This is a genomic window from Citrobacter sp. RHBSTW-00599 (assembly GCF_013784065.1).
In the GTDB taxonomy this organism is placed as follows: Bacteria; Pseudomonadota; Gammaproteobacteria; order Enterobacterales; family Enterobacteriaceae; genus Citrobacter; species Citrobacter braakii.
On sequence record NZ_CP056717.1, the window covers coordinates 2,569,851 to 2,590,241 of the forward strand.

Here is a 20,391-nt window from a genome sequence, read left to right on the forward strand (position 1 = left end):
GGTTATGTCGCATCTGGATGAGGTCAGCGCACGTGTTGATGCCGCCATTGAAGAGAGCGTCATTACGCATATGAATGAATTGCTGATTGAACTCAGCGATGATGTCGTGCTGAGCCGGGAAGAACGTTACACCCAACAACAGCGTTTGCGTACGGCTATCGCACATCATGGCCGTCAGCATAAAGAGGATATGGAAACCCGTCGCGAACAGTTGACCAAAGGCGGCACAATCCTTTAATTCGTTGTGGCCAGATGGCGAAGTAACACCTTATCCGGCCTGCATGTTCAGGCCGGATAAGCGCAATTAAAACGAACGTCTCGCCACCAGCCAGGCCCCAACGACCAGCAGCACCGCGCCGCAGACCGGCCCCACCAACGCCCGCAGCGGCACGCCATGACTGCGCAGAATATCCAGCACCAGTCCGCCGATTAACTGGCTGGCCACCAGCACCGCGATAGTGGTTGCAGCGCCCACATTTTGGTATCCACTGATGCTGGCAAAAACAAAGAACGATCCCAGCAAGCCAGGGATTAGCGTCCACCAGCGCACGCTGGAAACCAGTTCCCCAAACCCCGCCATACCTTGCTTAAACCACAGTATGCTGACAAACAGCACGATCCCGACCAGCGAGTTAAGTAACATGGCGATGAGGATCGTCGAGGACGTCTGCGTGATGCGTACCATCAAGGTATTTTGCACCACCAGACCAATACCTGCGGCAATCAGAAAGGAGAGGGTTAGCGTCTGGTTCATCTGCTGGCATCCGGTTCGCGGCGATCGTCTAACTGCAACTGCATAAAAGTCAGATCCAGCCAGCGCCCAAATTTAGTGCCAACCTGTGGCATTTGCGCGGTGGTTTTAAAACCCAGCGTGCTGTGCAGATGCAGCGACGCCTGATTCTGAGACTCAATGCCCGCAACCATCACATGCTTGCCGCACGCGCGGGCTTCTTCTATCAGTCTGCTGAGCAGCGCTCGTCCCAGGCCTTTACCCTGATGAGCAGGATGGACATATACCGAATGTTCAACGGTATGACGGAATCCATCAAAGTTACGCCAGTCGCCAAAGGAGGCGTACCCTGTAATTACGCCATTCTCTTCACTCACCAGCACCGGATAGCCCATCAACTGGCGGGCTTGATACCATGAGATACGGTTTTCGGCATCGACCGTTTGATCGTTCCAGATAGCCGCCGTATGCAGTACCGCGTGGTTGTAGATTTCTGCAATGGCGGCACAGTCTTCTTTGCTGGCAAATCGAATGGACATGTTGAACCTCAGGGGTTGTTCACTATAGTATTACAATATGAATACTATTGAAGACAGCATAAATCAACGGATCGGTGCAAGAATTCGCATTGAGCGGGAGTCTCGCGGCTGGTCTCTGACGGAACTCGCTGAACGCGCAGGCGTGTCGCGGGCGATGATCCATAAAATAGAGCGCGGTGAGAGCAGCCCAACGGCCACGCTGCTGGGCAGGCTCTCCGGTGCCTTTGGTATCAGCATGTCTATGCTGATGGCGCGGGCCGAAATGCAGGAGGGCAAGCTGCTGCGCTTCGCTGATCAGCCTGTCTGGCACGACCCGCAAAGCCACTATCTGCGCCGCCACGTTTCACCGCGCAGCGATCTGCCTATTGATCTGGTGCAGATAGAATTGCCTGCCGGAAGCGACATCCCGATGCCAGCCTCTTCCTACGTGCAGGCAAGACAACTTATCTGGCTACAGCAGGGGGAATTGGTCTTTGTGGAAGGGGACGTGCGTCATGAAATGCGGGCTGGCGATTGCCTGGAGCTTGGTCCGCCGAATGATTGTCGGTTTATCAATGAAACCGCACACCCCTGCGTTTACCTGGTTGTGCGGTTAAATCATGTCGTCAGCTAACTGGCGGACACAGGCTGCTACTATTGATGGAATCATGCCAAAAGCAGAGGAGCACATCATGGGTCAACAGACTAATCGCAATCGCCGCTGGGTACTGGCTTCCCGCCCGCATGGCGCGCCGGTCCCGGAAAACTTCCGTCTTGAAGACGATGAGGTGGCAACGCCGGGTGAAGGCCAGGTTTTACTGCGCACCATTTTTCTTTCCCTCGATCCCTACATGCGTGGACGCATGAGCGATGAGCCGTCTTACTCCCCGCCGGTAGAGATTGGCGGCGTGATGGTTGGCGGGACCGTGAGTCGCGTGGTGTCCTCCAACCATCCTGATTACCAGCCAGGCGAGTGGGTGCTGAGCTACAGCGGCTGGCAGGACTATGACATCTCCGACGGTAACGGGCTGGTGAAACTTGGCGATAATCCCGAACATCCCTCCTGGGCGCTGGGAGTGATGGGGATGCCAGGGTTTACTGCTTATATGGGGCTGCTGGATATTGGTCAGCCAAAAGCAGGGGAAACGCTGGTTGTGGCCGCCGCCACCGGCCCGGTTGGCGCAACGGTAGGGCAGATTGGTAAGCTCAAAGGCTGCCGGGTGATCGGGGTTGCTGGCGGGGCAGAAAAATGCCGACATGCCACCGAGGTTTTAGGCTTTGATGTCTGCCTCGATCATCATGCACAAGATTTTGCGCAACAGCTGGCAAAAGCCTGTCCGCAGGGGATCGATATTTACTACGAAAACGTCGGCGGTAAGGTATTTGACGCCGTTCTGCCATTGCTCAATACCTCTGCGCGCATTCCGCTGTGCGGACTGGTCAGCGGTTACAACGCCACATCGCTTCCAGGCGGACCCGATAGATTACCTTTGCTGATGGCAACGCTGCTGAAAAAGCGAATCCGGATGCAGGGCTTTATCATTGGTCAGGATTATGGTCACCGCATTCAGGAGTTTCAGCGGGAGATGGGGCGCTGGGTTAAAGAGGGCAAAATCCATTACCGCGAGCAAATCACCGACGGTCTGGAAAATGCGCCGCAGACCTTTATCGGCCTGCTGACCGGCAAAAACTTCGGTAAAGTGGTGATTCGTCTTGCAGACGATGCGTAAAACGGATGGCGGGAGTCATTCCCGCCAGTGTTACTCAAAACGCCAGGCCAGATTAATCCCTACGCCATAGTTTCGTCCTGGCGCCGGTTCGTAATATCGACCATTTGCCTCATTCACTATCACCGAACCGACGTAGGACTTATCAAACAGATTATCCACCCGACCGAACAGGTCGATCATCAGACTGCGGTAATAAAATTTATAGCCGGTATTTAAACCCACTACGGTATAGGACGGGGCTTGCGCCGTATTTTCATCATTGGCCATAATGTTGCTCATATAACGAACATCAGTTCCCGCATACCAACCTTCATCAGGCACGTAGCCCAGCGAAGCAAATCCCATGTTTTGCGCAATGCCAGGCAGGCGGTTGCCGTTGCAGTTTTGATCGCCACAGACGTTGCTGCGGTAGGTCGCATCCAGCCAGGTCCATGCAGCTTTTACGCGCCAGCTTGCGGCAAAGCGTTGGTCCCAGGATAACTCACCTCCCTGACGGCGGGTTTTTCCAGCGTTTTTGTAGGTTGTCCGCCCGCCGCTACTGCTGTCAACCACGATCTCGTCATCGGTATCGGTCTGGAATAGCGCTGCGGTAAACAGCCCATCGCCGATACGCGTTTTACTGCCGATTTCCACGGTATCGTTTGTGGAAGGCTGTAGGTCAAAATTCATCCCACTTTGGCCGTCGGAGCGGTAAGACAACTCGTTGATGGTGGGCGTTTCGAACCCACGTCCCGCGGCCAGGTAGACGTTCCAGGTATCGGTGATGGTGTATTTTAACGATCCAGCAGGTAACCACTGGTGATAGCTGGCGTCACCGCTGTCATCTCCGTTACCAGGCGTAATATAGCGATCGTTAGAATCAAACCACACCGAACTGTAGCGAACCCCGGCATCCAGCGAGAGTTTCTGCGTTAATTGCCACTGGGTTTGCAGATAGGGATCGACATTCCACATCAGGTTACGTTCGTTACGTCGTAAGTCGCCTTTCTGACCATATTCTGGCACGCCATCATCAAGGCGAAAGTTGTTGTAGCCTTTACGGTTTTCGCTCATGTTTTCGTAATTCAGACCGGTGGTGAAGGTCACGGGTATACCCAGCTCGCCACGGTGAGTCCAGCGGTTGTCTATCCCCTGATAATGACGTTGCAGGGTAATAACGCCTCCGGCATGAGAGGGTTTTAACTGCGGGGCCATCGGGATTGACTGATACTGAGTGGTTTCACGCTCGCCCGCATAAGTCATGATGCTGATATCATCCTTCGCGCTAAGCTGGCGTTCATAGCGCAACCCCGCCTGGGTCTGCTTGATGGTTTTTCGCGTGTTGTATTGCTCAGCGCGGGGAGATTGCTGCGGATTGGCCTGCCACTCCGACTCGGTAAGACCACCAGGATCATCAGCTTTACTCTCTACACTATTGAAAATCAGGGTTAGTTTGCTCGTATCGTCCATGCGCACGCCCAGTTTGGCATTGGCCAGATTTTTTTGTGCGCTGCTGCGATCGCGATAACCATGGGTGGTAAACCGGGTTGTTGAAATGGTGTAATCCACATCCCCTCGCTGTGTGCCATCGCCCAGTGCGCCCGTTGCTTTTAACCCGTAGCGCCAACTGCCAAAACTGCCGTAATAACTGCTGGCTTCAATGGTTGGCGGCTCATGTCCCGTTTCAGTGCTGACATTCATCACTCCACCAGACGCATTGCCATACAGAGCAGAGAAGGGGCCGCGTAAAACCTCAATATTTTGTACGCTGCTGATATCAATATTGGATGTTTGACCCTGCCCATCCGGCATGGTTGCCGGGATCCCGTCGACATACAAACGAATGCCGCGGATGCCATAAGTGGTTCGCGAACCAAATCCGCGAATCGACAACTGGAGATCCTGGGCGTAGTTCTGCCGATTTTGCACCTGCAGCCCAGGGACGCTGGTCAGGGATTCAGACAGGTTAATTCGCGGCGTTGCCAGACGCATATCTTCTCCGTCAACGACGCTGACGGCGGCAGGGGTGTCCAGTTCAGAAACGGACTGTGGTGTCGCGCTAACGATCAGCGTTTGATCGTATATCTCACTTTCTGCCACGGCATAAGGCGAGAGGAAGACAGGCAGTAAAGAAACAGGAAGTGCAGTGTAGCGGGATGCAAAAATCGTCATGAACAAGGCCAGTTAATGATGCTTACGCCGTAACACCAGCGATAAGCGCGTGAATTTTTTTATAAAAGATGAATTTCAGCGCTGCTGAATTGCGCTAATTTTTCGGGCAATGACAACGATTGTAGTCAATATGTGAAGAAGTGCTCCACTTTGAGATGAATAATGATTACTATTCTCATTCTTAAAAAAGGCAAAACCATGATTTTGCTCATTGAAGCTATGTGAAGCAGTAACAAACGAATTTATCAAAGGGAGTCGTCATGTCTTTACGTCATCTGTTTTCGCCGCGTCTGCGTGGTTCTTTACTGTTAGGTTCACTGCTCGTTGCATCATCTTTTACTACGCAGGCTGCAGAAGAACTGCTGCGCAAAGCCGTGGGCAAAGGCGCCTATGAAATGGCATACAGTCAGCAAGAGAACGCGCTGTGGCTGGCGACTTCGCAGAGCCGCAAACTGGATACCGGCGGGGTGGTTTACCGTCTTGACCCGGTCACCCTCGAAGTGACTCAGGTTATTCATAACGATCTCAAACCGTTTGGCGCCACCATCAACAACGCCACGCAAACGCTGTGGTTCGGCAACACGGTAAACAGCGCGGTGACGGCAATGGATGCTAAAACGGGCGCGGTGAAAGGACGTCTGGTGCTGGATGCGCGTAAGCGTTCTGAAGACGTTCGCCCACTGCAGCCGCGTGAGCTGGTCGCCGATGACGCCACCAACACGGTATACATTAGCGGTATTGGTAAAGAGAGCGTGATTTGGGTGGTGGACGGTGATGCCATTACATTGAAGGACACCATTCAAAATACCGGCAAAATGAGCACCGCTCTGGCTGTCGACAGCAAGGCTAAACGCCTGTACACCGCCAATGCGGACGGTGAATTCATCACCATCGATACCACCACCAACAAAATTCTCAGCCGTAAAAAGCTGCTGGATGATGGAAAAGAGCATTTCTTCATCAACCTGAGCCTGGACACGGCGGGCAACCGCGCCTTTGTCACCGACTCTAAAGCGGCGGAAGTGCTGGTAATCGACACCCGTAATGGCAACGTCCTGGCAAAAGTCGCCGCGCCGGAATCCCTGGCCGTGCTGTTTAACCCGGCGCGTAACGAGGCCTACGTGACCCATCGTCAGGCCGGCAAAGTGAGCGTGATCGACGCGAAAAGCTATAAAGTCGTTAAAACGTTCGAGACCCCAACATTCCCGAATAGCCTGGCGCTCTCCGCCGACGGTAAAACCCTGTACGTGAGCGTGAAACAGAAGTCCACCCGCGAGCAGGAAGCCACCCAGCCGGACGATGTTATTCGTATTGCGCTGTAATTAACCGGAGGGGGAAACCCCTCCTGTCACTTCTCTAAATCCCCCGATACGCCTCGTTACACCCCGCCAGTAGCCTGACCTACTTCAGGGACTTACACTACGCCCTCAACGGCTAACTGAATAACACGGGAATACCATGAAAAAGCCATTTATCTGTCTTTGTGCAGGCGTAATGCTGTTTACATTGGCAGGATGCACCACCGATTACGTCATGACGACCAAAAGCGGACAAACCATCACCACCCAGGGTAAGCCAAAACTGGATAAAGACACGGGAATGACCAGTTATACCGATCAGGATGGGAATGCGCGGGAAATTAACAGCAACGACGTAGCGCAGTTGATTGAAGCGAACTAAAAAAGAAGGCCTGAAGGATTAACCTGTCAGGCCTTCTGCCGTTATGGCGCGGTGCGGTGGATCTCTGCAACGCGTTTACGCACGCCGAACCAGCCCGCGACCAGCAGGATGGCAATCAGCGGTAATGACGCGATGGTATAGGTGCCGTTTGGATAGTCAAACGCCATCAATACCAGTACGCTCACCAGGAACAGCAGCGTTAACCACGAGGTAAACGGTGCGCCCGGCAGTTTAAAGCTGACGTCTGCCGTTTTACCTTCTTTTATGGCCCGGCGCAGACGCATCTGACAGACCATGATAAATCCCCACGACGCAATAATGCCCAATGACGCGAAGTTCAACACGATCTCAAACACCTGTGACGGCACCAGATAGTTCAGGAATACCCCGACGACATACACGACCAGCGTGGCGAGGATCCCGGCCCAGGGCACCTGTTGACGGCTCATTTTAGCCATGAATTTCGGTGCCGAACCGCCCATCGACATGGAGCGTAAAATACGCCCGGTGCAGTACAACCCTGAGTTAAGGCTGGAAAGCGCCGCGGTGAGCACCACAATATTCATGATACTGCCAATGTACGGCACGCCCAGTTTGGAAAAGAAGGTAACAAACGGGCTTTGCCCCGCCTGATAGGCGTTCCAGGGCAGTAGCAGAACCAGCAGCACGACAGAACCCACATAGAACAGACCAATACGCCAGATAACGCTATTGATTGCTTTTGGCACCATCGTTTGCGGATCTTTGCACTCACCGGCGGCGGTACCCACCAGTTCAATAGAGGCAAAGGCGAAAACAACACCCTGTACCAGTACCAGCGCAGGCAGCAGGCCATGCGGGAAGAAGCCGCCGTTGTCGGTAATCAGGTGAAAACCCGTGGCGTTACCATCCAGCGGCTTTCCGGTACCTAAAAAAACGGTACCCACCACCAGGAAGATCACAATTGCCAGTACCTTAACCAGCGCAAACCAAAACTCCATCTCCGCGAACCACTTCACGCCGATCATGTTCATGGTACCGACAATAGCCAGCGCGCCGAGGGCAAACACCCACTGCGGCACGTCGCCAAATGCGCCCCAGTAGTGCATATACAACGCCACCGCGGTGATATCGACAATGCCGGTCATCGCCCAGTTGATGAAGTACATCCAGCCAGCCACATAGGCGGCTTTCTCACCTAAAAATTCACGGGCGTAGGAAACGAAGCTACCGCTGGAAGGGCGATGTAAAACCAGTTCGCCGAGCGCGCGCAGTATAAAGAACGAAAAAATACCGCATACCAGATAGACCAGCGCCAAAGCCGGGCCAGCCATCTGCAGGCGTGCGCCTGCCCCTAAAAACAACCCGGTACCAATTGCGCCGCCAATGGCGATCATTTGTACCTGTCGATTGCCCATCGCTTTGTGATACCCCTCTTCGTGAGCATTCAACCAGCGTCGTTTCGCCGCATGTTGTTCCGCGGCTTGCGTGTTGTTTGTGTTCATTACGATTCCTGTTGACCTGACAAAAATACAACATCCTTTTTGCCGCACCTGCTGCGGCGAAAACAGCCTTACCCTTCATTGTGTTACGGGGGAAAACTGCCGGCCGAGCATCCTACATTCAATTGATTGGTTCCGCAAAGCCCCGGTAACAAGAATTCAGCATTTTTATGCAGCCGGTACTGGCGCGGTGTGGCCTCGATTCAGCCAATAAAGGAGAAGGGCGTTTATACCTGTAGAGGTTCTACGCCGGAACCGCCGAAACCCAGTTTAAGTCCGGCAACAAGAGTATCCAGATCGATAAGTTCATTGCTGCTCTGGAGGGTGTAATGCCCGTTCAGTAAAATGTGCTGCAGGCCATCTGTGATATCCGGGTCAGCGCCTCGACGCCTTTGGTATTATCTTCGGCTTCCAGTCTCTCCAGCAAACGTGACAGGAACACGGAGTTGTAATAAATGATCGCATTGGAGATCAATCGCCCACACTGGGTACTGATGTCCGTTTCAGTATCATTTTTCCCTGTTAACTCTTTCTTACCGCCGACTTTGGCGACTGATGCACGTAACTGGTGATAAGATTAAACGCGATTCTGGGAGCGACGGATATTGCGTTCCAACTTCGGGTCACGCAGATACTTCAGCGTGTAAATACTGCGAACCAGCCGATCGTATTCAAATATCGCCTGTCTTGTCGGGTTGGCCGTTGTATATGTACATAACTTGCGGATCAGCGTTCCCTACGTCATTTCCTTCAGCCCAGGCGTGGCGACGATGCGATCAAGATTGCTTTTTTCGCGTGTGATAAGGTCCAGAACAATGTGCCCGCAGGCTGGATCAGGCATTTTTTATGTGCTGACGAATCCTTTTATCGGACGCTTTCCCGAGAAAAGTAATGAAAAACTGGATGTAATGAAATTAGCATGGAGCGGTTATGTACAACAACAATGAAGTCATCAGTTATCTACAGGCTAACAGGATCCTTGCATTAAAGCTCGATCATGCAGTTTCTGCCGTCGGTCAGCAGGTTACAAATCAAGTTGAAACCTTGGGAAAGGGCGCTACCCGTCTGCTGTATTACACGTCCTGCTTTACCGATGAATATAATGATATTTGCCAGCAGCAAAAAACGGAGGATCTGCGCTTCAGGAATGCTGTTATTCGCATTATCCAGCATGGTGACGTTGTCTATGAAATGCTTCGTGTCTACTTTGAAGAAGTATTCAAATACAAAACTAATGCCCAATTAGAGCATATTAAAAAAGCACTTATGGCTGTAAATGTTCATATCGCGTCCAGCACCCTTACCGGTGCGGGGTACGCTTTAGCGGTCGCTACCAGCGTCCGTATCGGATTGCATCTAAGTATGCAACTCAGTGCTCTTACGGGACGTGCAGCGGGTACGACTGCGGGGGTTGTGGCCACGTACGGCTTGGTTCAGAAAGCGGCGGATAGTGCTCGTCGTCTACACGTCCAGTATCCAGCTTATTACTCTGCACTTTACATGCAACAACTGGATATGATGTATTTCCTGATTGAACCGGTATTTGAGCGCGCGGGCGCAATTGAAGCGCAATGGTCATCTGATTCCGGTATAGCACATATCATCACCCGGATGATCAGATAACCATGATTCGATCACTAAAGAAATTTCTACTGTGGCAGCTCAGGTTTTTATCATCGCTGTACGGACCTGTCATTTTTACGATTATTTTCGCATTGCTCCAGGGATATTTTTTCCCTGACAGCCCTGTCTGGCCTACAGGCGTATTCGCCATAGTTATGATTGTTATTTTCACGCGTTACTGTAAATGGTGACAGCGTTAATATCACAGTTACTTAAATCATCACTGATAAGGAAATTATATGTCTACTCCCGCTCATTTATGGCTTGAAGATGAAAATGGAGCGCCGATTGTTGGCAGTTGTTTAATGCCCCTGCGTTTGGGTTCCATCGAATTAAAATCATTTTCGCACGGCGTAACCATTCCAGTAGACCCCAATTGGGGCAAACTTACAGGGACGCGCGTTCATAGCCCGATCACGATAGTGAAGGAATTTGATCAGACAACACCGCTCCTGTACCGCGCTGTCTGTGAAGGCCGAACCATGAAGAAGGCGACAATCAAGATGTACCGTATCCTGGAATCGGGCATCGAGGCGGAGTATTTCAATATCATTCTGGAAAACGTCAAGTTCACAACGGTTGCGCCATACCTGTCACCTAACGGTATGAGTAGTACTCACCTTGAAACGCTCGAGTTGCGTTATGAGGCGATTACCTGGAAGTATACGGAGGGTAATATTATCTATCGAGACTCATGGAACGATCGTTGTTGTGCCTGATGACGAGGGGCACCAAAGGAGGAAAGAAAATGGTCGACTTAACTTCTGAACAACGGCAGTTGGCGAAGATAGTTCATGATAATGATGATGCTCAATTATTGCGGGCTGTTATGACTATATGGATGCCTTTAAACGGGGGATGGACAGCGCTTCAAAAGTCCAGATGCCTGCAATACCCTAGATATTTCGCTTTGCAAAATGGATGGAAAGGCTGGCTCGGGGCATTGCTGATGGAGTCATTGAGGTACCGAAAGATCACTAAAAGCAACGGACCGGAAATTTCGGCGGTTCCGGCGTAGAGCCCCATGTAGAGGAGTGCGCTTATCGAGACATTCACCCAATAAGCGCCGTAACGTTATGCCGATACGCCAAAGACCTGAACGGCCTGCTGTAAGCGTGATGAACGCTGGGTCAGATCGGCGGTGGCGTCGGTGACGCGCTCCACCATCTCGGCATTATTGTGTGTCATGGTGCCAACGCGTGAAATTGAATCGTTAATCAGATCCAAAGCCTGGGTTTGCTCACGCGTGGCCAGACTAATGTCTTTGATCATCATCGACATCTGCAGTACATCCCCAATCATCCCGGTGAGATGCGTTTCCGTTTGCTCCACCATTTTGACGCCGCTATTAACATTGGCGACGTTCTTCTCAATAAGCTGTTTGATCTCTTTTGCCGCAGACGCCGAGTGTTGGGCCAGATTGCGGACTTCTGCCGCGACAACGGCGAAGCCACGCCCGGATTCCCCGGCTCGCGCGGCCTCAACCGCGGCATTAAGCGCCAGAATATTGGTCTGAAAGGCAATGCTGTCGATCACGCCAATGATGTCAACGATCTGCCCGTTGTCACGCGATATCGCCTGCATCATGGCGATAGTTTGTTTCATGATATCGCCGCCTTCTGCAGCGTTGGCGCTGGTTTTATCGGCCATGGTCATGGTATGTGCCGCCGTCTCAGCGGTTTGTTGTACCGCGCTACCAATTTCTTCAATGGCCGCAGCGGTTTGTTGCAGGTCGGCAGAGGTTTCTTCTGAACGCTGATGCAGCGCCGTACCTTCTTTTGACACCCGCTGACTGATAGCGCGAATACCGGAAATTTGCGTACTGACGTCATCGACCAGAGAATTCAGATTAAGCCCGGACTGATTAACCAGTCGCATTAGCATTCCGATCTCATCCACCCGATTTAAATGACAGTTATCAGGTTTACGTCCGGACACCACTTTCTTCATTTGCGTCAGGAGCGTATTAACTGGCTGACAAATTTGATACTTAAGGTAAATAGCCAGTGCCAGAAATAACACCAGCAAGCCACCCGACTGAATAAATGGATTAAACGGGGCGAAGATAAATAACAAAGCGAGCAGGGCCGTCACCCCTAAAGAATAATTGACGCGCTGGCTGATATTCAGCCATTTAAACATGGAGGTCCATGCCAATAAGCCGCGACGAATGATAATCCCTTTAAAAAGTCGAAAGCCTTTAAACTGCTGACTATTCATTTTTTGGTATAAACTTTCGCTGTGAGTTATTTCATCACGCGAAGGAACGGTACGCACTGAGATGTAACCGGTGAGTTTTTCATTGTGCCAGACCGGCGTAACGTTGGCGCGAACCCAGTAATGGTCACCATTTTGGCGGCGGTTTTTCACCATACCCGTCCAGCTGTCTCCCTGCTGTAGCGTGTACCACATATCGGCGAATGCAGCGGGAGGCATGTCAGGATGGCGAATAATATTATGCGCTTCGCCCATTAATTGATCTTCGTTAAATCCGCTGGCATCGATAAAAGCAGAGTTAGCGTAGGTAATATGACTTTCTTTATCCGTCGTTGAAAGCAGCGTCGCTTTGTCGTTAAGTGCGTGCTCAATTTGTGTAACGGGCATGTTACTTTTCATAGAGGCCCCATAATGATATGTATAATCCATACAAAAATTCCCGCAATAAAATCGGGAGGAATATTAAAAAGCCGTTTTAAACCGTTTTAATAAGAAACGCTGCATTCTCTACTAATCATCATTTCTGTGGAAGTATTTAAATTAAAAAATCTCTGTGGAATATTCATTCAGGGTCATAAAATTGAAACATTTTATACAACCGCATAACGTTTTAAGTCATTTAACCTGACTTAACGTAAATCGCGTTAAAAAACGTTTTCGCAAAAAGAAAACTGGCATGAAATGATTTGGATGTTATTCCCGTGAGACCAACGACCCTATTATATTTTGTAGGCCATACATTCCGCGTGTTTTCAGTTTCGTGTTCCGACCAGTACAAGGCGATCCGAATTTTAACCCTGACAGCGTCAGGGCTGGTTATCTACTTTTTAGCTGAGCAAATGTGAATTAAATGTTTCTGCATGGTTATCTGATAATTTAATAATAATGACATGTTAACAAGCATAGGCCCGTAACATGTCATATCGCCTGAGTATTCTGGATAAAAGCCCCCTCGGGGAAGGTGAAACCGCCGCGATGGCGCTTGCCCGGACGTTACGTCTGGCGCAGCGGGCAGAAGAGTGGGGATACCATCGTTTCTGGATCGCGGAACACCATAATACGCCACAGCTGGCCAGCCCATCACCGGAGCTGGTGATTGCCTGGATCCTAGGGCAAACCCAGCGTATTCGCGTTGGCTCCGGTGGCGTGATGCTGCAACATTACAGCCCGTACAAAGTGGCGGAAAACTTCAATCTTCTGGCCTCGCTGGCACCCGGGCGTGTCGATCTCGGCGTAGGGAAAGCCCCTGGCGGCTTACCACTGTCGACTCAGGCACTACAGCAAGGAGTGCATCAGGATGAAAAAGGCAGTTTTGCCGACCAACTTTCCCAGCTTAACGACTGGCTGACGCTGAGCGGCACGGAAAGCGGGGAAACGGTATTTCCGACGCCAATCCCACCGATACCGCCGGAAGGATTTGTCCTGGGAGCCAGTGTGCAAAGCGCACAGTTAGCAGCGCAATTCAATTGGCATTTTATCTTCGCGGCACACCTCAACGGTGACCGCGCGTTATTGCGTGACGTTTTGTCCTTCTGGCAGACCCACAGCGCACGTCCGACGATAGTTGCCGTCCAGGTGATTGTGGCTGACAGTAACGATACCGCCGCGCAGCTTGCGGAAAACGTGCAAATCTGGGGCGTGGAGCTGGAGAATGGTCAACGTGTCACGGTAGCCAGTGAAGAGCAGGCGCTGGCATTCGCCGCGCAGGCCGGCAGTCTGCCACGCAAAATCGCGCGTCGTGAGCAGGCGTTGTTACACGGCACGGCTCAGGAGGTGATGGTGAAGCTGAATGCCCTGCATACGCAATTTGGCATTGAGGAGTTCATTATCGACACGCCAGTGGCGGAAGGTCACGCGCGTCTGACATCGCTGCGGTTGTTGGCGCAAGCCCATAACGCCGTGGAGGTGCTCTGATGACTCTGGCCTCAACGCTTATCAACTGGCGTCGTGAATTACACCAGCACCCGGAACTTTCCCTGCAAGAGGCAGCAACGACGGCGCGCATTCACGCCTGGCTGCACGCAGCGGACGTCGAGATTTTGCCGTTCGACCTGAAAACCGGTCTGGTCGCGGAAATCGGGCAGGGAGAAGATGTCATCGCGCTGCGAGCGGATATCGATGCGCTACCGATAGAAGAAAGCGCCGATGTGCCGTTTCGCTCCCTCACTCCGGGAGTGATGCATGCCTGCGGGCATGACGTCCACACCAGCGTCATGCTGGGCGCCGCGCTGCTGCTTAAACAACAGGAAACACACTTACCGGGTCGAGTACGTATTTTGTTTCAGCCCGCTGAAGAGAGTTTCGGTGGCGCAAAAACGCTGATCCGCGCCGGTGCGCTGCACAACGTTGCGGCTATTTTTGGCATGCACAATGAGCCAGGTTTACCGGTGGGGGAATTTGCCACACGCGGCGGTGCGTTCTATGCCAACGTCGATCGCTTCGTGCTGCGTATTAATGGCAAGGGCGCACATGCGGCGCGTCCGCATGAAGGCAGAGATGCCATCCTGCTCGCCAGCCAACTGGTCACGGTGTTGCAAAGCGTTGCCAGTCGCGACGTTAACACACTGGATTCAGTGGTGCTTAGCGTGACCCGTATTCAGGGAGGAAATACATGGAATGTGTTGCCAGAATCCGTTGAGCTGGAAGGGACGCTCAGAACGCACCGGACTTCGGTGCAGCAGCAGGTTAAAGCACGGGTTAATGACATCGCCGCCGGTTTTGCCCACGCCTTTGGCGCACAAATCGACGTTATCTGGCATGCGGGGCCGACCGCGTTGGTAAACGATGCACGTTGGGCCGATATCGCCACCGCCGTGGCGAAACAATCAGGCTACACCACCCATCATGCCGACCTGCATATGGGCGGCGAGGATTTTGCTGTCTATCTGCAAAATACGCCTGGCGCATTTGTCAGTATTGGCAGCGCCAGTGAATACGGATTACATCACCCGGGCTTCAATCCGGACGAACGTTTAATTGAACCTGCCGCGCATTACTTTGCACAGCTAGCAAAAACGGCATTCGCACATCTTTAAGTTTACCTGTTGGGTAGGGGTTATTATGGCTGAAAATCGGCAACTACGGCTCGGCACTATTCTGCATGGCGCAGCGGGAAATATGTCCGCATGGCGTCATCCGGCGGCACAGGCCGATGCCAGTATTAATTTTGATTTTGTCAAAGAGACGGCGCTTATTGCGGAAAAAGGGAAGCTGGATTTTATTTTTGTCGCCGATGGTCTGTATATTAATGAAAAATCAATCCCACACTTTTTAAATCGCTTTGAGCCGCTGACGGTATTATCTGCTTTGGCCAGCATTACCCAGAATCTGGGATTGGTTGGCACGGTATCCACATCATACAGCGAGCCGTTTACTACCGCACGGCAGTTCGCCAGCCTTGATCATCTCAGCCAGGGGCGAGCCGGATGGAACGTGGTCACATCACCTTTGGAGGGTTCGGCAAAGAACTATTCCCGTGCCCAGCATCCAGAACATGCCTTGCGTTATCGTATCGCCGATGAATATTTACAGGTGGTGAAAGGACTGTGGGATTCCTGGGAAGATGATGCTTTTACCCGTAATAAGGCAAGCGGAGAATTTTTTAATCCGCAAAAACTGCACACGCTTAACCATCATGGAGATTATTTTCAGGTCGCAGGGCCGTTAAATATTGGGCGCACGCCACAAGGCCGTCCAATTATATTTCAAGCGGGCGCTTCACAGGATGGTAAGAAATTAGCGGCGCAGCATGCCGATGCTATTTTTACCCATCAGGAGTCGCTGGCGGAGGCCAAAGAGTTCTATCAGGATGTAAAAAGCCAGTTGGCCTACGCCGGGCGACATCCCGAACAACTGCATATATTCCAGGGCGTCAGCGTGATTGTTGGCGACAGCGCAGAGGATGTTGAGCAGCAGTATCAGACTACCGCAGCGCTGGTCTCTATTACCGACGCGCTGAACTACCTGGGCCGCTATTTTGAACATCATGATTTCGCCCAATATCCACTGGACGCACCGTTCCCGGATTTGGGTTCCCTTGGACAAAACAGCTTTCGCAGTACGACTGATGAGATCAAACGCAACGCGCGTGAGCGTGGCCTAACACTACGCCAGGTTGCTCTGGAAGCGGCCAGTCCACGCCCACGTTTCAGCGGTACGCCGCAACAGGTTGCCGATGGTCTTCAGCAGTGGTTCGACGAAAAAGCCGCAGACGGTTTTATCATCCAGGGGGGAACGCCAGATACCTTCCCACGTTTTGTCGAACAGGTTGTCCCCGTGCTTCAGGCGCGTGGCCTGTTCCGCCATGAATATCCCGGTACGACCCTGCGCGCAAGCCTGGGACTCGCGACACCTGCAAACCAATTCACACAATAAGAGAAAAACGCTATGCAGAAAAAATCAGTCTTCCTCGCGCTGTCACTGGCTTTCAGCGCTAACGTCTGGGCAAATGATGTGACTATTAACGGTACGGGCGTAAGCCTGGAAGCCAATAAAACGCCAATCAATACGGCAAAAAATCCGCAGGCGATTGCGCAGTTGCCCGCGAACCTGCACCTGGCCGTACCGGGTAAATTCACCGTGGCGATTGCCGGGTTAAGCCAGCCGCCGCTGACCGTCTTTGCCGATGACAATAAGACACTGATCGGCAGCGAGGCGGACATCGCTCGTCTGGTGGCTGATAGTCTGGGGCTGGAACTCAACGTCGTGCCCACGTCATGGGAAGACTGGCCGCTGGGCGTCACGTCCGGCAAATATGATGCCGCGATCAGCAATATTACCGTCACCAAAGCCCGCAAAGAGAAATTCGATTTCGCGACGTATCGTAAGGACTCCCTTGGCTTCTATGTCAAAACCGGCAGTAAGCTGAAGAAAATCGAGCAGGCGGAAGATATCGCCGGTCTGCGCATCATCGTCGGTTCGGGGACAAATCAGGAAGCCATCCTGCTCGCCTGGAACGATGAGAACGTGAAGAAAGGGTTGCAGCCGTTTACGCCGGTGTATACCAAAGATGATGCCGCGCAAACCCTGGCCCTGCAGTCAGGCCGTGCCGATGCTTACTTCGGTCCTAACGTTATCGGCGCGTGGAAAGCTGCACTCAACGGAAAAACGCAACGGGTGGGCAGCGTTGATGGCGGTTGGCCAAAAGCGGCACACATCGCTGTGACGCTGAAAAAGGACAACGGTCTGGTTCTGCCGGTACAAACCGCCCTCAACGGCGTAATTGGCAACGGCGACTATGACAAGGTGCTGAACCGCTGGGGAGAAGGGGTGGAGCGTATTCCGCAATCTGAAATCAACCCGGCCGGTTTAGGCGACTAAGGAGGTCATCGTGAGCGATCAATTTCGCGTGGTCTCACCTGAAGCCAGCGAGCTGCAGCCAATTTTGAATGGTCTGTTCGGTGAATATGCCGCCCGCTATGACGATTATTTTTCTCGCGACGCTGAAGTGGAGCTGACCGAATGGTATCTGGCACCGCAGGGACTTTTCGTGGTACTGGAACGCATCGGCGAGATTATCGCCACCGGGGCCTACAAACCTTACGACAAAGACACCGCCGAGATTAAGCGCATCTGGACGAAAAGCAGCCTGCGCCAGCAGGGGCTGGCGGCGCGCGTGGTGCAGGAGCTGGAACGCAGGGCGCTGCTGGCGGGCTACAGCCGGATTTATCTGACCACGGGATTTCGCCAGCCAGAGGCCGTGCGACTTTATTTAAGCCAGGGTTACGATCCGCAGTTTGATACAGCGCGCGATCCCGAAGAGTACAGCCTGCCACCGTTTGATGGCCGGCTGCGCTTTACCAAACTGTTGACCATCGCCGGTCAGGCCAGAATAGCCTGAGGAGAGAAAATGAAAACGACGGAGAGTATTAAAGTCGTACCGGCGCGCTATCCTATGCGCACCGCAGGAGCAGTCATGGCCTTGTTTGTCCTGGCGGTGATTATCCAGTCCGTGGCGTTTAATCCGCGCTGGGAATGGGGCGTGTTTGCCCGTTGGTTCTTTGATCCGGTTATCTTGTCCGGCCTTGGGCAAACTCTGCTACTGACGCTTATCGGTACGCTGTTGAGTATTATCATCGGTGGTCTGCTGGCGCTGGCACGGCTTTCATCTTCCTGGCTACTGAACGGTCTGGCATGGGGATACATCTGGCTGTTTCGTTCGTTACCGCTGATTGTGGTGCTCATCGTTTTGTACAACTTCTCCTATTTGTACGACACGCTGGCGATTGGTATTCCGTTTACTCCCATTCAATGGGGCAGTTTTGAGACCATCAATGTGCTCGGCCAGTTTTCCACCGCAGTGGTTGGCCTGACGCTGGTGCAAAGCGCCTATACCGCTGAAATTATTCGTGGTGGATTTTTAGGAGTTGACCACGGCCAGTACGAGGCAGCGGCAGCGCTGGGCTTACCCGCATGGCGACGTACGCTGCGAATTATTCTGCCGCAGGCGCTGCGCACCATTTTGCCTGCTGGCTTCAATGAAATCATCAGTCTGGCGAAAGGGACGGCGATGGTATACGTGCTGGCAATGCCAGAGCTGTTCTACACCATCCAGATGATCTACAACCGCACGCAGGAAGTGATCCCGCTGTTGATGGTGGGTGCGGTGTGGTATCTGGTGATCACCAGCGTTCTGTCGTTAATTCAGCACCTGGTCGAACGCGCGCTGGCCCGCAGCGAGCGACGTTCCGCAATCAATACCGCCCGGGTGAGCCGTGCAGAAAAACGCAACCGTCAACGTCCGCAGCAGGAGGCCGTCCATGTCCCACTCGCCTGAAGGCCATATTTCCATTACCGGCGTCAGCAAATATTTCGGTCGCCACAAAGCGCTGGATAATGTGTCGCTGGAGATCCCTCCCGGAACGGTAACGGTTATTCTTGGCCCGTCCGGTTCAGGGAAATCCACACTCTTGCGGACGATCAACCATCTGGAGCGCGTCGATGAAGGGTTTATTCAAATCGATGGCGATTACATTGGTTATCGTCGGCAGGGAGACAAGCTGTATGAGCTGAAAGAGGCGGAAATTTTGCGCCAGCGCGTTAACGTCGGCTATGTGTTCCAGAATTTTAATCTGTTTCCGCACTTAACAGTGCTGGAGAATTTGATTGAAGCGCCCATTGCGCACGGTCTGGCATCGCGTAAAGCCGCCACCGAGCGGGCATTAACTCTGCTTGATGCCGTTGGCCTGCGTAATAAAGCCGATGCCTGGTCGCGTCATCTCTCCGGCGGTCAGCAGCAGCGTATCGCTATTGCCCGTGCGCTGGCGCTAAATCCACGCGTTATGCTGTTTGATGAACCCACTTCAGCGCTGGATCCTGAACTGGTAGGCGAAGTTCTGGATGTCATCAAAGCACTGGCGCAGTCGGGAACCACGCTGGTTGTGGTGACGCACGAGATTGGGTTCGCCCGGGAAGTGGCGGATCAGGTGGTGTTTATGGTCGATGGCAAAATTGTCGAACAGGGCAGCAGCGAGCAGGTGCTGAATCATCCACGCCACACGCGCACCCAGCAGTTCTTGTCGAAAGTGCTGTGAACTTGCAGGGAAAGATAGGCAGGCCTGCATAGACTGACGAATGCTGCTCTACACTTAGGGTTTTAACTTTGGGGGGGTGCAGCATGATTAAGGTCTATGGGGTGCCGGGCTGGGGATCGGCCATCAGTGAAGTGATGCTCACACTGGCGGAGATCCCTTACAGCTTTATTGATGTGGATGGTTTTGACCGCGACGGGCCTTCGCGGGAGTTGCTTAAAAAAATGAATCCGTTGTGCCAGGTGCCCACACTGATACTGGAAAATGGTAACGTGATGACGGAAACGGCGGCGATCGCCCTGATGATCCTCGATCGTTGTCCTGAACTTGCGCCACCCGTTGGGCACGCTGAGCGCCAGCAGTTTCAGCGTCTGTTGATATGGCTGGTGGCAAATGTCTATCCAACGTTTACCTATGCCGATTATCCACAACGCTGGGTACCAGACGCCGCGGCGCAGTTGAAAAAGAACTGTATTGAGTACCGCAAATCGCTTTATATGTGGCTGAACGACCAGCTAAGCGCTGAGCCGTACGCGTTTGGCGATCAGCTAACACTGCTGGACGTTTATATTGCCGTTATGCGCACCTGGGGGCCAGGGCATGACTGGTTTCAGGACAACACGCCCAATATCAGCGCCATCGCTGACGCGGTTTGCCAGCACCCGCGACTGCGTACTGTACTGAAAAATAATAAGATTATTTGAAAAAAAACGCTGTTCCGCAGGAGTGCAA

General features: G+C 52.6%; 18 protein-coding genes and 3 pseudogenes. 15 read left to right on the forward strand and 6 right to left on the reverse strand.

The annotated features are described in order from the left end of the window. The first annotated feature begins 4 nt into the window (after positions 1-4). Positions 5-238 (forward strand): YdcY family protein, encoded by a 234-nt coding sequence (locus tag HV243_RS12545; RefSeq protein ID WP_016153143.1) that lies wholly within the window; start codon positions 5-7, stop codon positions 236-238. Between the two features lie 66 nt (positions 239-304). Here HV243_RS12545 and HV243_RS12550 read toward each other — a convergent pair whose 3' ends face one another. Both HV243_RS12550 and mddA read right to left on the reverse strand, forming a co-directional pair. After that, a complete protein-coding gene (locus HV243_RS12550) occupies positions 305-754 on the reverse strand; it encodes a DMT family transporter (protein WP_016156572.1) in 450 nt (149 codons plus the stop codon). After that, positions 751-1,269: an L-methionine sulfoximine/L-methionine sulfone acetyltransferase gene (mddA, locus tag HV243_RS12555; protein ID WP_016156571.1), complete on the reverse strand. Its 519-nt coding sequence runs from the start codon at positions 1,267-1,269 to the stop codon at positions 751-753. Before mddA ends, HV243_RS12550 begins: the two co-directional genes overlap by 4 nt. A gap of 37 nt (positions 1,270-1,306) precedes the next feature. Between mddA and HV243_RS12560 the strand changes: the two genes are divergently transcribed. Continuing rightward, positions 1,307-1,882: an XRE family transcriptional regulator gene (locus tag HV243_RS12560; protein ID WP_046275593.1), complete on the forward strand. Its 576-nt coding sequence runs from the start codon at positions 1,307-1,309 to the stop codon at positions 1,880-1,882. A 58-nt stretch (positions 1,883-1,940) separates the two neighbouring features. Then, positions 1,941-2,978: an NADP-dependent oxidoreductase gene (locus HV243_RS12565; protein WP_016156570.1), complete on the forward strand. Its 1,038-nt coding sequence runs from the start codon at positions 1,941-1,943 to the stop codon at positions 2,976-2,978. A 30-nt stretch (positions 2,979-3,008) separates the two neighbouring features. Here the strand turns inward: HV243_RS12565 and pqqU are convergent, their stop codons facing one another. Continuing rightward, a complete protein-coding gene (gene pqqU / locus HV243_RS12570) occupies positions 3,009-5,129 on the reverse strand; it encodes a TonB-dependent receptor PqqU (RefSeq protein WP_053389777.1) in 2,121 nt (706 codons plus the stop codon). Between the two features lie 260 nt (positions 5,130-5,389). Here pqqU and HV243_RS12575 point away from each other — a divergent pair, with 260 nt between their 5' ends. Together HV243_RS12575 and HV243_RS12580 are read left to right on the forward strand one after the other, a co-directional pair. Then, the gene (locus HV243_RS12575; RefSeq protein ID WP_046275590.1) at positions 5,390-6,451 is read left to right on the forward strand and encodes a YncE family protein; all 1,062 of its coding nucleotides are present in this window, start codon (positions 5,390-5,392) and stop codon (positions 6,449-6,451) included. 136 nt (positions 6,452-6,587) lie between these two features. Continuing rightward, positions 6,588-6,809 (forward strand): YgdI/YgdR family lipoprotein, encoded by a 222-nt coding sequence (locus HV243_RS12580; protein WP_003020157.1) that lies wholly within the window; start codon positions 6,588-6,590, stop codon positions 6,807-6,809. 41 nt (positions 6,810-6,850) lie between these two features. Here the strand turns inward: HV243_RS12580 and ansP are convergent, their stop codons facing one another. After that, positions 6,851-8,293 carry an L-asparagine permease gene (gene ansP, locus HV243_RS12585; RefSeq protein ID WP_047358134.1) on the reverse strand — a complete coding sequence of 481 codons (1,443 nt, stop codon included), beginning with the start codon at positions 8,291-8,293 and terminating at the stop codon, positions 6,851-6,853. A 224-nt stretch (positions 8,294-8,517) separates the two neighbouring features. After that, positions 8,518-9,151, reverse strand: a pseudogene (locus HV243_RS12590) (Tn3 family transposase); the annotation flags it as partial. A gap of 69 nt (positions 9,152-9,220) precedes the next feature. Here HV243_RS12590 and HV243_RS12595 point away from each other — a divergent pair. The 3 genes and pseudogenes from HV243_RS12595 (at position 9,221) to HV243_RS25555 (ending at position 10,894) form a co-directional block, all read left to right on the forward strand. Then, positions 9,221-9,913 carry a hypothetical protein gene (locus HV243_RS12595; protein WP_131350804.1) on the forward strand — a complete coding sequence of 231 codons (693 nt, stop codon included), beginning with the start codon at positions 9,221-9,223 and terminating at the stop codon, positions 9,911-9,913. Positions 9,914-10,152: 239 nt separating this feature from the next. Further along, positions 10,153-10,632 carry a type VI secretion system tube protein TssD gene (gene tssD, locus HV243_RS12600; RefSeq protein ID WP_053389794.1) on the forward strand — a complete coding sequence of 160 codons (480 nt, stop codon included), beginning with the start codon at positions 10,153-10,155 and terminating at the stop codon, positions 10,630-10,632. Between the two features lie 29 nt (positions 10,633-10,661). Then, a pseudogene (locus tag HV243_RS25555) lies at positions 10,662-10,894 on the forward strand (hypothetical protein). Between the two features lie 93 nt (positions 10,895-10,987). Here HV243_RS25555 and HV243_RS12610 read toward each other — a convergent pair. Then, positions 10,988-12,529 carry a PAS domain-containing methyl-accepting chemotaxis protein gene (locus HV243_RS12610; protein WP_053389793.1) on the reverse strand — a complete coding sequence of 514 codons (1,542 nt, stop codon included), beginning with the start codon at positions 12,527-12,529 and terminating at the stop codon, positions 10,988-10,990. Between the two features lie 516 nt (positions 12,530-13,045). Here HV243_RS12610 and HV243_RS12615 point away from each other — a divergent pair. The 7 genes and pseudogenes from HV243_RS12615 (at position 13,046) to HV243_RS12650 (ending at position 20,363) form a co-directional block, all read left to right on the forward strand. Next, complete coding sequence (locus HV243_RS12615) at positions 13,046-14,044, forward strand: MsnO8 family LLM class oxidoreductase (protein ID WP_131350800.1); 999 nt, start codon at positions 13,046-13,048, stop codon at positions 14,042-14,044. After that, complete coding sequence (locus HV243_RS12620) at positions 14,044-15,165, forward strand: amidohydrolase (protein WP_046275586.1); 1,122 nt, start codon at positions 14,044-14,046, stop codon at positions 15,163-15,165. The genes HV243_RS12615 and HV243_RS12620 overlap by 1 nt, the downstream gene beginning before the upstream one ends. 25 nt (positions 15,166-15,190) lie before the next feature. Beyond that, a pseudogene (locus HV243_RS25560) lies at positions 15,191-17,449 on the forward strand (NtaA/DmoA family FMN-dependent monooxygenase). A gap of 10 nt (positions 17,450-17,459) precedes the next feature. After that, the gene (locus HV243_RS12635) at positions 17,460-17,969 is read left to right on the forward strand and encodes a GNAT family N-acetyltransferase (protein WP_053389790.1); all 510 of its coding nucleotides are present in this window, start codon (positions 17,460-17,462) and stop codon (positions 17,967-17,969) included. 9 nt (positions 17,970-17,978) lie between these two features. Next, on the forward strand, positions 17,979-18,905 hold the full coding sequence (locus tag HV243_RS12640) for an amino acid ABC transporter permease (protein WP_053389789.1): 927 nt from the start codon (positions 17,979-17,981) through the stop codon (positions 18,903-18,905). Next, on the forward strand, positions 18,889-19,662 hold the full coding sequence (locus HV243_RS12645; RefSeq protein WP_016153129.1) for an amino acid ABC transporter ATP-binding protein: 774 nt from the start codon (positions 18,889-18,891) through the stop codon (positions 19,660-19,662). The genes HV243_RS12640 and HV243_RS12645 overlap by 17 nt, the downstream gene beginning before the upstream one ends. An 83-nt stretch (positions 19,663-19,745) precedes the next feature. Beyond that, a complete protein-coding gene (locus HV243_RS12650) occupies positions 19,746-20,363 on the forward strand; it encodes a glutathione S-transferase family protein (protein ID WP_016153128.1) in 618 nt (205 codons plus the stop codon). Positions 20,364-20,391: the final 28 nt, after the last annotated feature.

Coding starts and splice junctions, on each gene's coding strand:
- HV243_RS12545 (WP_016153143.1), top strand. CDS start 5: ATGTCGCATCTGGATGAGGTCAGCGCACGTGTTGATGCCGCCATTGAA.
- HV243_RS12550 (WP_016156572.1), bottom strand. CDS start 754: ATGAACCAGACGCTAACCCTCTCCTTTCTGATTGCCGCAGGTATTGGT.
- mddA (WP_016156571.1), bottom strand. CDS start 1,269: ATGTCCATTCGATTTGCCAGCAAAGAAGACTGTGCCGCCATTGCAGAA.
- HV243_RS12560 (WP_046275593.1), top strand. CDS start 1,307: ATGAATACTATTGAAGACAGCATAAATCAACGGATCGGTGCAAGAATT.
- HV243_RS12565 (WP_016156570.1), top strand. CDS start 1,941: ATGGGTCAACAGACTAATCGCAATCGCCGCTGGGTACTGGCTTCCCGC.
- pqqU (WP_053389777.1), bottom strand. CDS start 5,129: ATGACGATTTTTGCATCCCGCTACACTGCACTTCCTGTTTCTTTACTG.
- HV243_RS12575 (WP_046275590.1), top strand. CDS start 5,390: ATGTCTTTACGTCATCTGTTTTCGCCGCGTCTGCGTGGTTCTTTACTG.
- HV243_RS12580 (WP_003020157.1), top strand. CDS start 6,588: ATGAAAAAGCCATTTATCTGTCTTTGTGCAGGCGTAATGCTGTTTACA.
- ansP (WP_047358134.1), bottom strand. CDS start 8,293: ATGAACACAAACAACACGCAAGCCGCGGAACAACATGCGGCGAAACGA.
- HV243_RS12595 (WP_131350804.1), top strand. CDS start 9,221: ATGTACAACAACAATGAAGTCATCAGTTATCTACAGGCTAACAGGATC.
- tssD (WP_053389794.1), top strand. CDS start 10,153: ATGTCTACTCCCGCTCATTTATGGCTTGAAGATGAAAATGGAGCGCCG.
- HV243_RS12610 (WP_053389793.1), bottom strand. CDS start 12,529: ATGAAAAGTAACATGCCCGTTACACAAATTGAGCACGCACTTAACGAC.
- HV243_RS12615 (WP_131350800.1), top strand. CDS start 13,046: ATGTCATATCGCCTGAGTATTCTGGATAAAAGCCCCCTCGGGGAAGGT.
- HV243_RS12620 (WP_046275586.1), top strand. CDS start 14,044: ATGACTCTGGCCTCAACGCTTATCAACTGGCGTCGTGAATTACACCAG.
- HV243_RS12640 (WP_053389789.1), top strand. CDS start 17,979: ATGAAAACGACGGAGAGTATTAAAGTCGTACCGGCGCGCTATCCTATG.
- HV243_RS12645 (WP_016153129.1), top strand. CDS start 18,889: ATGTCCCACTCGCCTGAAGGCCATATTTCCATTACCGGCGTCAGCAAA.
- HV243_RS12650 (WP_016153128.1), top strand. CDS start 19,746: ATGATTAAGGTCTATGGGGTGCCGGGCTGGGGATCGGCCATCAGTGAA.